The organism is Hydrogenophaga sp. L99 (assembly GCF_058731905.1).
The window spans coordinates 2,122,145-2,134,523 of sequence record NZ_CM178972.1 but is presented as its reverse complement, the minus strand read 5'-3'; the positions used below and the strand labels follow the sequence as shown (position 1 = coordinate 2,134,523).

At 65.2% G+C, this 12,379-nt stretch carries 13 protein-coding genes; 1 reads left to right on the top strand and 12 read right to left on the bottom strand.

Features of this window, described 5'->3' with window-relative positions:
* Window positions 1-14: 14 nt before the first annotated feature.
* The 8 genes from AC4QBL_RS10205 to AC4QBL_RS10170 all read right to left on the bottom strand — a co-directional run bounded on the left by AC4QBL_RS10205 (window position 15) and on the right by AC4QBL_RS10170 (window position 7,377).
* On the bottom strand, window positions 15-1,598 hold the full coding sequence (locus AC4QBL_RS10205; RefSeq protein ID WP_472907096.1) for a methyl-accepting chemotaxis protein: 1,584 nt from the start codon (window positions 1,596-1,598) through the stop codon (window positions 15-17).
* A 232-nt stretch (window positions 1,599-1,830) separates the two neighbouring features.
* Window positions 1,831-2,232, bottom strand: coding sequence for a copper-binding protein (locus tag AC4QBL_RS10200; protein WP_472899836.1), 402 nt, complete (start codon window positions 2,230-2,232; stop codon window positions 1,831-1,833).
* A 37-nt stretch (window positions 2,233-2,269) separates the two neighbouring features.
* Complete coding sequence (locus AC4QBL_RS10195) at window positions 2,270-2,746, bottom strand: DUF411 domain-containing protein (protein WP_472899835.1); 477 nt, start codon at window positions 2,744-2,746, stop codon at window positions 2,270-2,272.
* A gap of 28 nt (window positions 2,747-2,774) precedes the next feature.
* Window positions 2,775-3,311 carry a cupredoxin domain-containing protein gene (locus AC4QBL_RS10190; protein WP_472907097.1) on the bottom strand — a complete coding sequence of 179 codons (537 nt, stop codon included), beginning with the start codon at window positions 3,309-3,311 and terminating at the stop codon, window positions 2,775-2,777.
* A 17-nt stretch (window positions 3,312-3,328) separates the two neighbouring features.
* The gene (locus tag AC4QBL_RS10185) at window positions 3,329-4,738 is read right to left on the bottom strand and encodes a multicopper oxidase family protein (RefSeq protein ID WP_472907172.1); all 1,410 of its coding nucleotides are present in this window, start codon (window positions 4,736-4,738) and stop codon (window positions 3,329-3,331) included.
* Between the two features lie 14 nt (window positions 4,739-4,752).
* Window positions 4,753-6,183 (bottom strand): TolC family protein, encoded by a 1,431-nt coding sequence (locus AC4QBL_RS10180; RefSeq protein ID WP_472907098.1) that lies wholly within the window; start codon window positions 6,181-6,183, stop codon window positions 4,753-4,755.
* An 82-nt stretch (window positions 6,184-6,265) separates the two neighbouring features.
* Window positions 6,266-6,658 carry a hypothetical protein gene (locus tag AC4QBL_RS10175; RefSeq protein ID WP_472907099.1) on the bottom strand — a complete coding sequence of 131 codons (393 nt, stop codon included), beginning with the start codon at window positions 6,656-6,658 and terminating at the stop codon, window positions 6,266-6,268.
* A 32-nt stretch (window positions 6,659-6,690) separates the two neighbouring features.
* Window positions 6,691-7,377 (bottom strand): cation efflux transmembrane domain-containing protein, encoded by a 687-nt coding sequence (locus AC4QBL_RS10170; RefSeq protein ID WP_472907100.1) that lies wholly within the window; start codon window positions 7,375-7,377, stop codon window positions 6,691-6,693.
* A gap of 78 nt (window positions 7,378-7,455) precedes the next feature.
* On the opposite strand from AC4QBL_RS10170, the gene AC4QBL_RS10165 reads away from it, so the two are divergent.
* Window positions 7,456-7,920, top strand: coding sequence for a Cd(II)/Pb(II)-responsive transcriptional regulator (locus AC4QBL_RS10165; protein ID WP_472907173.1), 465 nt, complete (start codon window positions 7,456-7,458; stop codon window positions 7,918-7,920).
* Window positions 7,921-7,936: 16 nt separating this feature from the next.
* Here the strand turns inward: AC4QBL_RS10165 and AC4QBL_RS10160 are convergent, their stop codons facing one another.
* The 4 genes from AC4QBL_RS10160 to AC4QBL_RS10145 all read right to left on the bottom strand — a co-directional run bounded on the left by AC4QBL_RS10160 (window position 7,937) and on the right by AC4QBL_RS10145 (window position 12,137).
* A complete protein-coding gene (locus AC4QBL_RS10160) occupies window positions 7,937-8,695 on the bottom strand; it encodes an amino acid ABC transporter ATP-binding protein (protein ID WP_472907101.1) in 759 nt (252 codons plus the stop codon).
* A 24-nt stretch (window positions 8,696-8,719) separates the two neighbouring features.
* Window positions 8,720-9,838: an amino acid ABC transporter permease gene (locus AC4QBL_RS10155; protein ID WP_472907102.1), complete on the bottom strand. Its 1,119-nt coding sequence runs from the start codon at window positions 9,836-9,838 to the stop codon at window positions 8,720-8,722.
* A 4-nt stretch (window positions 9,839-9,842) separates the two neighbouring features.
* The gene (locus tag AC4QBL_RS10150; RefSeq protein WP_472907103.1) at window positions 9,843-11,024 is read right to left on the bottom strand and encodes an amino acid ABC transporter permease; all 1,182 of its coding nucleotides are present in this window, start codon (window positions 11,022-11,024) and stop codon (window positions 9,843-9,845) included.
* Window positions 11,025-11,105: 81 nt separating this feature from the next.
* Entirely contained in the window at window positions 11,106-12,137 is a 1,032-nt protein-coding gene (locus AC4QBL_RS10145) for an amino acid ABC transporter substrate-binding protein (RefSeq protein WP_472907174.1), read from the bottom strand.
* Window positions 12,138-12,379: the final 242 nt, after the last annotated feature.

The following is a 12,379-nucleotide window of genomic DNA, read 5'->3' as shown; positions in this document are numbered from 1 at the left end:
GCGCTCGCCCGGGTTCAGCGCAGTGCCACGGCCCGCTTGTCAAGCCGGAAGATCTGCACGGCCTCGTGCATGACCTGCGCCTGGGACTGCAGCGAGCCCGCCGCAGCGGCCAGCTCTTCCACCATGGCCGAGTTTTGCTGGGTGACGGAATCGAGTTGGCCCACCGCCTGGTTGATCTGAGCGATGCCCAGCGACTGTTCGTTGGTGGCGCTGGTGATTTCCGTGATCAGGCCGCTGACCTGTTCGACGGCACCCACCACGTCACCCATGGTCTGGCCGGCGCTGTGCACCAGTTGGCTGCCATGGGCCACTTTGCTGGCCGACTCGTCGATCAGCACCTTGATCTCTTTCGCTGCGCCCAGCGTGCGCTGCGCCAGGTTGCGCACTTCGGCCGCCACCACGGCAAAGCCCCGGCCCTGTTCGCCGGCCCGGGCCGCTTCCACCGCAGCGTTGAGCGCCAGAATGTTGGTCTGGAATGAAATGCCGTCGATCACCTGGATGATTTCCCCGATGCGGCTGGACGAGCGGCTGATGTCGTCCATGGTGCTGACCACCTGGCCCATGGCTTCATTTCCCTGGCGGGCCACGGTAGCGGCCCGCTGCGCGAGCACGGCCGCTTCGCGCGAGGTGTTCGCACTTTGTTGCACCGTGCTGGTGAGTTGCTCCATGGAGGCGGCGGTTTCTTCCAGGCTGCTGGCCTGAGATTCGGTGCGTGAGGACAGGTCCTGGTTGCCGCTGGCGATTTCATTGGACGCCACTTGCACGCCTTCGACCTCGTGGCGCACATCCGATACCACCGCTTGCAGGTTCACGTTGAGCTGGTTGAGCGCGCGCCCGAGATCACCGAAATCGCCGCTGGTCTGTCCTTTGAAGCGGGCCGAGAGATCGCCCGCCGCCATGAGGTTGGCAAACAGCACGGCGTCGTGCAGGGGGCCCACCATTTGGCCTCGCAGCATCCAAGCTGCCGCTCCGGCCAGCAATACCATCCCAGCTGCACCTGCCAGCAACGCGGGGGTGCCCATGCTGGCCAAGCCGGCGCCGAGCGCCATGCCCACGAGCGCGAGCACGCCACAAATTAGGCCAATGCGCCGGCCCAGCGTCAGCTGGCTGGCGCGCTGCAGTGTGCCCACCAGGCCGGTGCGCACCACACGGCCACGGTGCAAAGCCACTCGGGCATGGCCGCTTTCGGCTTCGCTGCGCATGCGGGCGTAGAGGGCTTCGGCTTCTTGAATCTGCTCGCGGGTGGGTTTGGTGCGCACCGACATGTAGCCGGCCGCCTGGCCGTTTTCCATGATGGGCGTGGCGTTGGCCACCACCCAATAGTGGTCGCCATTTTTGCGTCGGTTTTTTACCAGGGCAGACCACGGGAAGCCGCTGGCCAATGTGGCCCACATGTCCCGGTAGGCTTCCGGTGGCATGTCGGGGTGGCGCACCAGGTTGTGCGGCTGACCGATCAGTTCTTCGCGGCTGAAACCGCTCACCGCAATGAAAGCCGGGTTGCAGTAGGTGATGTGGCTTTTCAGGTCGGTCGTCGAAACGAGGGTGACACCCTCAGGGATGACAAATTCGCTCTGGGTTACAGGCAGGTTGGTGCGCATGGGGTCATCCGATCGTTTCAATGGTTCATTGAGTTTCGTCAACTCGGTGTAAGACTTGAGGCCGTTGGTCTCGCATACCGACCGTTCAAGCACCCGAGTCTAGGGACACACCTCCATGTAAAAGAGCAGATGAAGAGGAACTTGCGGGGCCAGTTCTGGGCTCAGCCGCCGCCCATGTGTACCCAAGCATGGCATCGGTGGCCTCTTTGTCATGCTTGGGTACACACAAAGTTCAAGGCGCGGGTTCGAGTGCCAGCACGGTGTAGCTGCCGTTGACTTTGTCGGCCGTGAAGCGAACGCGGTCGCCAGCTTTCAGGTTGCCCAGGAGGGCTTTGTCTTGCAGCTGAAACACCATGGTCATGGGGGGCATGTCCAGGTTTTTGATTTCGCCGTGTTTCAGGCTGATCTTGCCTGCTGCGGTATCGACCCGGCGCACCTCGGCCTCGGCCCAGGGCAGGCTGCTGCTGGCGGTTTCAGTGGGTGCTGCCGGCGAGGCTGCTGCGGGTGTTGTCGGAGTGCCGTGCGCGTGGTTGTGCGTTTGCGCAAGAGCCAGACCGCTGCCCAGCAACAGGGCCAGCAGGGCGGTGGCGCGGTAGCCGTGTTTCACGGTTTTCAGGGTGTTGGGTGTGTGCATGGTGTGGTTTCCTGTATGCAGGGTGGTGACGATCGGGTCAGCCGCGGAAATACGATTGGTAGACGCGGCTGCTGCCGTCGGCCAGCACCAGCACCACGTCGTAGGGGTCTTTGCGGGCGCCGTATTCCGGGCCGTCCATGCCGGGGCTGCCCACGGGCATGCCGGGCACTGACAAGCCAATGGCCTTGGGCTTTTCGGCCAGCAGACGGCGAATTTCGCGCGCATTCACATGCCCTTCAATGACGTAGCCACCAATTAGACCCGTGTGGCACGAGCCGTATTTGTCGGGCAGGCCCAGGCGCTTGCGCACCGCGGTGTTGCCGGTGTCAAAGGTCTGCACCTGAAAGCCGTCGCGCTTGAGGTAGCTGATCCAGTCGTTGCAGCAGCCGCAGTTGGGGTCTTTCCAGACTTGCAGCACCGGCAGGGCCGGGGCCGTTTGGGCGGTGCCCAGCGCGGGCAGCAGGGCCAGGGCGGCCAGCGCGGGCGAGGCGCGCAACAAGGAACGTCGTTTCATGGGGTTTCTCCGGTTCAAGCAAAGGGGTTCAGGCCGCGCGCACGCGCACGGTGCCGCGCATGCCGGCTTCAAAGTGGCCGGGGATCAGGCAGGCAAATTCGAAGTCACCGGCGCGGTTGAAGGTCCAGACGATGTCGCCCCGCTTGCCTGGGGACACATGGGCCATGTAGGGCTCGTCGTGTTCCATGCCGGGGTGCTTTTTCATCATCTCGGCGTGCGCGGCCAGTTCCTCACGCGTGCCGATGACGATTTCGTGCATCACCTTGCCCTGGTTCACGGCGCGAAGCCGCAGCGTTTCGCCCTCGCGCACGTCCAGGTGGCTGGGTGTGAATTTCATGTCGTCGGTCATGCGGATCTCGACGGTGCGTTTCGCTTCGCTGGGCTCGGCCGCAATGCCCCAGGGCTTTTGTTCTTTCACCACAGGGCCGGCCTTGGTGTGGCCGTCGTGGCGCTCGCCGTGGGCTTGCGCGGCTGTGGGCAGCCAGGCCGTGGTGGCCAGTGGCAACAAGGGCAGGCCGATCAGCAGTTGCTGAAAGCGGCGGCGGGTCGGTGCTGGTGTGTACATGGGTGGGTTCCTTGTGTTCAGTGGTGGCCGCCATGGCCTTGTGGCTTGCGGGCCGAGCCGATGGGAGCGGTTGGGGTTGATGACCGATTTGATGGCGCAGCGCTGGCGGGCGGCGATGCCTGGGCGGTGGGCGTGGCCACCTCGCGAGCCCGGGTGCCGGGCGGCTGCTGGTACCAGCCGGGGTCGGTGTAGTCGCCTGGTTTCTGGTCGGCGCGCACCTTGAGCGTGGTGAACATGCCGCCCATGCCAATGGGGCCATAAGGCCCGGTGCCGCTCATCATGGGGAAGGTGTTGTGGGGCAGCTCCATCTCCATCTCTTTCATGTCGGCCATGCCGCGCTCCCCCATCACCATGTAGTCGGGTACGGCTTTTTGCAAGCCTTTGAGCAGGCCGCGGTGGTCAGCGCCGATCATGGTGGGCACGCCGTGGCCCATGGCGCCCATGGTGTGGTGGCTCTTGTGGCAGTGCATGGCCCAGTCGCCGGGCTCGTCGGCCAAAAACTCGATCTGCCGCATCTGGCCCACGGCCACATCGGTGGTCACCTCGGGCCAGCGCGCGGTTTTGGGCACCGGGCCGCCGTCGGTGCCGGTCACTTCAAATTCAATGCCGTGGATGTGCACCGGGTGGTTGGTCATGGTGAGGTTGCCCACGCGCACGCGCACGCGCTCGCCCAGGCGCGCCACCAAAGGGCTCAGGCCGGGGAATACACGGCTGTTGAAGCTCCAGATGTTGAAGTCCAGCATGGTGTTGACCTGCGGCGTCATGCTGCCGGGTTCCACGTCAAAGGCGTTGAGCAGGAAGCAGTAGTCGCGCTGCACGTCGTCAATCAGCGGGTGTTTCTGCTTCGGGTGTGTGACCCAGAATCCCATCATGCCCATGGCCATTTGCGTCATTTCGTCGGCGTGCGGGTGGTACATGAAGGTGCCGGGCCGGCGCGCTTCAAATTCATACACAAAGGTTTTGCCGGCCGGTATGTAGGGCTGGTTGAGACCGCTCACCCCGTCCATGCCATTGGGCAGGCGCTGGCCGTGCCAGTGGATGGTGGTGGGCTCGGGCAGGCGGTTGGTCACAAAAATGCGCACCTTGTCGCCTTCCACCACCTCAATGGTGGGGCCGGGGCTCTGGCCGTTGTAGCCCCACATGTTGACCAGAAAGCCGGGTGCCATCTCGCGCACCACCGGTTCGGCCACCAGGTGGAATTCTTTTACGCCGTTGTTCATGCGCCAGGGCAGGGTCCAGCCGTTGAGCGTGACCACCGGGTTGTAGGGCCGGCCGGCTCCGGTCACGCCGGGTGGCGTCCAGGGGGCTGCGGTGTCGGCGCTGGTTTGTTGCACCGCTTCGGGCAGCGCGGCCAGGGCCACGCGGCTCACGCTGGCGGCGGCCACCGCGGTGACCGCAGCGCCCGCGAAAAAGTTGCGTCGGTTCATGGCTTGCGTCATGGTCAGTGTCCTTTGGGTGGTGTGCTGGCGCTGCCGCCGAGGGCAGACGAAGTGCCGGGGCCCTGGTAGTCGCCCCCGGCGAGCAGGGCTTGCCAGGCGTTGTGGGCGAGCCAGAAGTCACGGCGGGCCAGATGTGCCGCGTCCAGCGAGGCCAGCCGCTCGCGGGCCTGGGCCAGCAGGTCCCAGGTGCTTTGCAGCATGCCGTTGTAGCGCAGCAGGGTTTCTTGCTCCAGCGTGGTTTGCAGCGGGCTGACCACGTCTTGCGCGTGGCGTGCGCTGGCGTGCTGGGCTTGCAGATTCGCCCAGGCCTCGCGCGCCATCGACCGGCGCTCGGCAGCCGCCTGCAGCAGCGTGGACTCTGCGCGCACCGCGCGTTCCAGGGCGTGGTCGCGCAGCAGCGGCAAGTTGTCGATCTGCGGTGCGGTCCAGGGGACTTCCCGGGCTGTTGCGGGGTCGGCTTGAACGACCTTGTTCACCGCTTCATGCCAGGCGGCCAGCCGCGCGGGGGGCACTGCGGCGAGCTGGCGGCGCGCTTCGGTGAGCTGCCAGGCCAGCGTGGGGTGACCGCGCAGCGCAGCGCCTTCCACCTCGGCCGGGCTGATACCGGGGCCGGGCGTGACTTGCTCAGGCAACGCCGGCAAGCTGGTCGGCAGGCGCTGCAGCAGGGCGGCTATGGCTGCCCCGTCCCACTGGCCCAACAGGCGGGCGAGCTGTTCGTCGGCTCTGTGTTTTGCTTGCTGGGCCCGCGCGGCCGCCTGGTGTGCGGCGGCTTCTTGCACCTGTTCGCGCAGCAGTTTGGCCTGGCTCCAGTTGCCGGCCAGCACCATGCGCTGCCCCAGGGCCACGCCGGTGCTCGCGGCTGACAGCGCATCGGTCATCAGGCGCAGGCTGTGGCGGGCGGTGACGGCCTCCACCCAGGCGGTGTGCACGGCTTGGACATGGGCCACGTAAGCCCGCTGCACTTCGCCCTGCTCGGGCTCGCTCATGCCCGCGTGGACCAGCAGGGCCGGGCGGTGGCGCAGCGAGATGCGCACGGCCTCGGCCACGTCGAGCGTGGGTGCGGTAGCCACCGGTGCCTCGGCGGACGGCGTGCCGCCGGGGTTTTGGGCCTCCCAGCGAAGGATGTCGATGTGGCCACGGGGGAACTCGGCCACGCGCTGGTTGGCCTGCTGCCAGATGGCCCGAGCGCGCTCGATGTCGGTGGGCAACTCCAGTGGCTGGGCGGGGGCTGCGGTTGGCAGCACCTGCACGGCGCTGGCGGGCGCGGGCGTGGCGGGGTCGGCCGCGCGCAGGGCCGCAGATGGCTGGGCCAGCGCAGGCGCTGCACACAGCAGGGCGGCCCACCACAGGTGTGCGAAAGGCGCCTTCAGGGGCGGTCGTTGAAGAGTGCCCGCTGGCGTGCGGGTGGGTACATGGCGCCTAAAAACAGGCATGGGGATCTCCTGACAAAACAAACCAGCGCCCGCCGCACAGGCCCGAAGGGGGCCGCGGCAGACGCACTACGGGCTTGGATGCTCAGGAGATGGGTGGCTTGATGCCTTGCTGCAGCGCAACGCTGGCAAAGCGCTCGGCAGGCAGCGCGAGCAGGGTGTGGTGCTGCGACACCGTGGCGGACAAGAGCAGTCCGACGACCAGCGCGGGGCCGTTGCACACGTCGCAGGCGCTGTGCTGGTGGTCTTGGGGGTGGTCAGGCTGCTGTCCTTCGGCTGTGCTGCCATGCAGATCGTGCCCCGCGCTCAGGCTCAGGGCCAGAGGCCCCTCGCCCGCGTGGTCCGGGCAGTCGGGCTGCGCCCCTGCTGCCACCATGCTGGTTGCCGTGTGGCCCATCATGGACACCGCCATGGCGTCGCCCACCCAGGCGCGCAAGGGCAGCAGGGCAATGAGGAGGGCGAGCAACAGGTGGCGCATGGCGTTGAATGATAAGCGCGCCGGCGGAAAGTTCAGTCGGCGTGGGGGATTCCCACCGCCTGTGGCGCCTGTGTGGGGCGCGTTGATGAAGCCTGGGCCAGCTCGGCCCGCGCCTGGCGCATGACGGAGAGCCCCGCTGTGAGCGCCAGCACGGCCATGACTGCGGCCACCGCCAGGTCGGGCCAGGCCGAGCCGGTGCCGAACACCCCGAGCGCGGCTGCCATGACCGCCAGGTTGGACAGCGCGTCGTTGCGCGAGCACAGCCACACGCTGCGCATATTGGCGTCGCCCGTGCGAAACGCGTACAGCAGCACGGCCACGCCGGCGTTGGCCAGCAAGGCCACCAACCCCACCACGCCCATGGTCAGCGGCTCGGGCACGCTGCCGCTTTGCAGCAGCCAGCCAGCCCGCGCCAGCACAAACAGGCCGTAGGCGAACATGGTCGCGCCCTTGACATAAGCCGCGCGGCTGCGCCAAACCAGGGCCATGCTCAGCACGGCCAAGGACAGCGCGTAGTTGGCGGCATCACCGGCAAAGTCCACCGCGTCGGCCAAGAGCGACACCGAATTGGCTTGCAAGCCAGCCACCAGTTCCACGCCGAACATGGCCGCGTTGACCACGAGCGCAATCCACAGCGCGCGCCGCCAGCGCGGGTCAATCGGCGGGGCTGCGTTGGCAGGCGTTTCGGTGGAGCAGCTGGAGTGGCAAGCGCAGGCCATGGCGGGTGTCTTTCGTGCAAGGGTTCAAGGTATGCCATGATTAAAAACCTTGAAGCCACTTTAAGGTCAAGCATGAACATGGAAGTCCAGCCGGTGACCCCGGTGCACCGCATTGGTGAGGCGGCGCAGCGCTCAGGCGTGAGCGCGGCCAATATCCGGTACTACGAGCGCGAGGGCTTGCTGAAGCCGCAAGCCCGCGCCGGTAACGATTACCGCCTTTACAGCGAGGCCGACATTCACCGTTTGCGCTTCATTCGGCAGTGCCGCGCGCTGGACATGTCGCTGGACGAAGTGCGCACCCTGTTGGCGCTGGAACTCAACAACAAGGCCGATTGCGCCACCGCCAGCACGGCGCTGGACGCGCACCTGGGCCATGTGCGCCAGCGCCTGGCCGAGTTGCGGGTGCTGGAGCGTGATCTGCTGGCCTTGCGCAAGCGCTGCGACGGCTCGGACGACCATTGCCACATCATCGAAGCGCTGCACCAGCGTGCCGACGAAGCGGTGCCGGGGGTGGAGCCGCCCGCCGGACACCGCCATGTTTAGGCGGCATCGGCCGCGCTCAGTGTCCCAGGATCTTTGAGAGAAAGTCCCGGCTGCGCTCGTTTTGCGGGTTGTTGAAAAATTCGTGCGGCGTGTTTTGCTCCACGATCTGTCCCTGGTCCATGAAGATCACGCGGTCGGCCACGGCCTTGGCGAAACCCATCTCATGCGTCACGCAGATCATGGTGATGCCCATGTTGGCCAGCTCGATCATCACGTCCAGCACCTCCTTGATCATTTCCGGGTCGAGCGCCGAGGTGGGCTCGTCAAACAGCATGATCTTGGGCGTGAGGCACAGCGCCCGGGCAATGGCCACGCGCTGCTGCTGGCCGCCGGAGAGCTGAAGCGGGTATTTGCTGGCCTGCTCGGCAATGCGCACGCGCTGCAGTTGCTGCATGGCGCGTTCTTCGGCTTCCTTTTTGGGAACCTTGCCGACCCACATGGGCGAGAGCGTGAGGTTTTCCAGCACGGTCAGGTGCGGAAACAGGTTGAACTGCTGGAACACCATGCCCACGTTTTTGCGCACCTGGTCAATGGCCTTGATGTCGTCGGTGAGCTCAATGCCGTCCACGGTGAGGTGGCCTTGCTGGTGCTCTTCCAGGCGGTTGATGCAGCGGATCAGGGTGGACTTCCCCGAGCCCGACGGGCCGCACACCACGATGCGTTCGCCTTTGGCGACATCGAGGTCGATGTCGCGCAGCACATGGAAGTCGTTGCCGTACCACTTGTTGACTTTGTCGAAACGGATGATGGGTTCAGCGGCGGTTGATGCGGTCATGTTGTTGTTCCTTCTGGGGCGCCTTCAGCGGGCTTTGCTGCTGCTCAATTGCTTTTCAACCCACAGGCTGTAGCGCGACATGGCAAAGCAGAAAGCGAAATAGACGAGGGTGATGAACAGGTAGGCTTCGATCTTGAACGGGCGCCATTCCACATCGGAATTCAAAGCCAGCGACAGCGCACCGGTGAGCTCGTACATGGACACGATGGTGACCAGCGAGGTGTCTTTGAAGATCGAGATGAAGTTGTTCATGATGCTGGGCACTACCATGGCCAGCGCCTGGGGCAGCACCACCTTGCGCTGCGTCTGCCAGTAGCTCAGGCCCAGGGTGTCGGCGGCTTCGAGCTGTCCTTTGGGTATGGCTTGCAGACCACCGCGGATGATCTCGGCCATGTAGGCGGCGGCAAACAGCGTGATGCCCACCACCACGCGGGTCAGCACGTCAATGGACACCCCCTGTGGCATGAACAGCGGGAAAATGAACGAGGCCATGAACAGCACCGAGATCAGCGGCACGCCGCGCACCAGCTCGATGTACACCACACACACCGAGCGGATGGCGGGCAGGTTGCTGCGTCGGCCCAGCGCCACCACAATGGCCAGCGGAAAGGCCAGAAAGATGGACACCGTGGCCAGCAGCACCGTGAGCGGCAGGCCGCCCCACAGGTCGGTGCGCACGGACGACAGGCCCATGACGCCGCCGCCCATGAGCGCAAAGAACAGCGCCATGATGCCCACCCACATGATGGCCAGCCAGGGCTTCCAGAACACGCGGATGCAGCTCACCACCAGCCCGGCCAGCATGAGGCTGGTGGCCAGCACCGGGCGCCAGTGTTCTTCAAACGGATAGCGCCCGAGCAGGATGAGGCGGTACTTTTCAGCCACCACGCCCCAGCAGGCCCCGGTGCCGCGGGCGGCCTGGCAAGCGCTGGCGTCGGGGGCAAAAACGGCTTGCACCACGCCCCATTGCAAGATGCCCGGCAGCGCGTAAATGCCCAGTGTCAGCACAAACAGCGTGGTGAGCGTGTTGCCGATGCTGCTGAACAGGTTGCGCCGGGCCCAGGCCACCAAACCGGTGGTGCGCACCGGCGATGGGCGGGGCGCGATGGGGGTGAAAACCGCGTTGGATGGTTGGTTGTTCATGGTTTCAACGCTCCTTGATCGCGCTGCGGGCGTTGTACCAATTCATGAACAACGAGGTGCTCAGCGAAGTGGTGAGGTAGACCAGCATGATGATGGCGATGCACTCGACCGCACGGCCGCTCTGGTTGATGGTGGTGTTGGCCACCGACACCACGTCGGGGTAGCCCACCGCCACGGCGAGCGACGAGTTTTTGGTCAGGTTGAGGTACTGGTTGGTCAGCGGTGGAATGATCACGCCCATGGCCTGGGGCAACACCACCAGCCGCATGGTGTGCTTGGGCGTGAGCCCCAGCGCGCTGGCCGCTTCGGTCTGGCCGCGGCTGACCGACTGGATGCCGCCGCGCACCACCTCGGCCACAAAAGCCGCGGTGTACGTGACCAGGCCGATCAACACGGTCAGGAACTCGGGCGTGGCGCTGGCGCCACCGTCCACCATGAAGGCCATTTGCTCGGGCAGGTCCCATTGGCTGGGCATGCCGCCCAGCAACCAGCCCACCACGGCCAGCACCAGCACCAGGGCCAGCGGTGCCCACAGGCGGTCGCCTTCTTGCCCCGTGCGTTCAAACCGGCTCAGCATGCGCCGGCGCCACACGCCGGCGGCCACCAAGCCGGCTACGGCGCCGAGCACGACCCAGCCCCAGCCCACACCCGCGCTGGGCCAGGGCATGGAGAAGCCGCCTTTGCTCAGGAAAAAGCCACCAAAGGCGTTCCAGGCTTCGTTGGACGGAGGCAGCACCTCCAGCATGAACAGGTACCACATCAGCAGTTGCAGCAGCACGGGAATGTTGCGAAAAACCTCGACGTAGCCGTAGCAGAGGCCGCGTACCAGACCGTTGCGCGAGAAGCGCCCCACGCCAATGGCCACGCCGATCAGGGTGGTGAACACGATGCCCAGAATGGCCACTTTGAGCGTGTTGAGCACGCCCACACCAATCGCGACCGCGTAGCTCTGGCTCGGGTCGTAGGGGATAACGGTTTCGCCGATGTCAAAGCCGGCAGGCGCGCCCAGAAAGTCAAAGCCGCTGGGGATGCCCCGCGCCGCCATGTTGACTTGGGTGTTGTGTGACAGAAACCAGATGGACAGCGCCACCAGGATCAGGGCCAGCAACTGAAACAGCACGCCACGGGTGGCCCGGCTGTTGAGAGACCAGCGTTTTCGTGCATGAGGAGGTGGAACAGTGCTCACAACCGCCTTTCAAGGGAATAGAGAGGTATAAAAAAACCGAGACATGGAGCCAGTCCAGTCCCGGTTTGGTGGTTCAAAGCATCAGCGGACCGGTGGTGCGTACATCACGCCGCCCTTGTTCCACAGGTTGTTGATGCCGCGAGGCAGGCCGATGGTGGTTTTGGGGCCCACATGGCGTTCAAACTGCTCGCCGTAGTTGCCGCCGGCCTTGATAGCGCGCAGCGCCCATTCTTTGTCCAGGCCGATCAGTTTGCCTGTGTCTTCGTTGCCGGCACCCAGCAGCCGCATCACGCTGGGGTTTTTGCTCTCGGCGCGCATTTTGTCGGCGTTGGCCTGGGTGATGCCAAACTCTTCGGCTTCCAGCAGGGCGTTGCCGACCCACTTGACGATGGCAAAGAAGTCGTCGTCACCACGGCGCACCATGGGGCCCAGTGGCTCTTTGGAAATGAGCTCGGGCAGGATCACGTGGTCGGCCGGGTTGGCGGCCTGCTTGGAGCGGTAAGACGCCAGGCCCGACGCGTCGGTGGTGAACGCCTGGCAGCGCCCGCTGAAATAGGCCGCCGTGGTGGCTTCGGCGTTGTTGAACACCACGGGCTTGATGTTCAGGTTGTTGGCGCGCGAATAGTCGGTCAGGTTCAGCTCGGTGGTGGTGCCGGCTTCCACGCACACGGTGGCGCCCTTGAGCTGTTTGGCACTCGTCACCTTGAGCTTCTTTGGCACCATGAAACCCTGGCCGTCGTAGAAGTTGATGCCCGCAAAGTGCAGACCCAGCGACGCGTCACGGGTCATGGTCCAGGTGGTGTTGCGCGACAGCATGTCGATCTCACCCGACTGCAGGGCGGTGAAGCGCTGTTGTGCGGTCAGCGGCACAAAGCGCGCTTTGTTGGGGTCACCCAACACGGCGGCGGCCACGGCACGGCAGGTGTCCACGTCCAGACCGGCGTATTTGCCCTGGCTGTCGGCAGCCGAGAAACCCGCCAGACCGGTGCTGGCGCCGCAGATGAGTTCACCGCGTTTCTTGATCGCGTCGAGGTCTTTGCCGGCATGGGCTGGCAGGCTCACCAAGGCCGCGGCAGCGCTCAGACCCAGGGCGGTCAGGTTCAGGGAAGTCATCTTCATCAGGGGTTTCTCCATACGTTGGTTGGATGCACATATTTCGGCGCTTGTGCACCACAGGGGTGCTCTTTGCGACCGCTCAGCGTCTGTAGCCGTGCCCCCAGGGCGAAGGCATCGGGGTTTACGTGGGCAGGTTATGCAATGAATTCATAACACTATGGCGTTACAAACCTGTCCACGTTCGCCCGTTGGTACTCGCACGTTCCGTGCCACATTGCGTGGTCCCACGGGCGACATGC

Excerpts from the sequence above, each read along its gene's own strand:
- AC4QBL_RS10170 (WP_472907100.1), bottom strand. The coding sequence starts at position 7,377 with ATGGCCTGCGCTTGCCACTCCAGCTGCTCCACCGAAACGCCTGCCAAC.
- AC4QBL_RS10160 (WP_472907101.1), bottom strand. The coding sequence starts at position 8,695 with ATGACCGCATCAACCGCCGCTGAACCCATCATCCGTTTCGACAAAGTC.
- AC4QBL_RS10205 (WP_472907096.1), bottom strand. The coding sequence starts at position 1,598 with ATGCGCACCAACCTGCCTGTAACCCAGAGCGAATTTGTCATCCCTGAG.
- AC4QBL_RS10195 (WP_472899835.1), bottom strand. The coding sequence starts at position 2,746 with ATGAAACGACGTTCCTTGTTGCGCGCCTCGCCCGCGCTGGCCGCCCTG.
- AC4QBL_RS10185 (WP_472907172.1), bottom strand. The coding sequence starts at position 4,738 with ATGAACCGACGCAACTTTTTCGCGGGCGCTGCGGTCACCGCGGTGGCC.
- AC4QBL_RS10145 (WP_472907174.1), bottom strand. The coding sequence starts at position 12,137 with ATGACTTCCCTGAACCTGACCGCCCTGGGTCTGAGCGCTGCCGCGGCC.
- AC4QBL_RS10155 (WP_472907102.1), bottom strand. The coding sequence starts at position 9,838 with ATGAACAACCAACCATCCAACGCGGTTTTCACCCCCATCGCGCCCCGC.
- AC4QBL_RS10165 (WP_472907173.1), top strand. The coding sequence starts at position 7,456 with ATGGAAGTCCAGCCGGTGACCCCGGTGCACCGCATTGGTGAGGCGGCG.
- AC4QBL_RS10200 (WP_472899836.1), bottom strand. The coding sequence starts at position 2,232 with ATGCACACACCCAACACCCTGAAAACCGTGAAACACGGCTACCGCGCC.
- AC4QBL_RS10180 (WP_472907098.1), bottom strand. The coding sequence starts at position 6,183 with ATGCCTGTTTTTAGGCGCCATGTACCCACCCGCACGCCAGCGGGCACT.
- AC4QBL_RS10175 (WP_472907099.1), bottom strand. The coding sequence starts at position 6,658 with ATGCGCCACCTGTTGCTCGCCCTCCTCATTGCCCTGCTGCCCTTGCGC.
- AC4QBL_RS10190 (WP_472907097.1), bottom strand. The coding sequence starts at position 3,311 with ATGTACACACCAGCACCGACCCGCCGCCGCTTTCAGCAACTGCTGATC.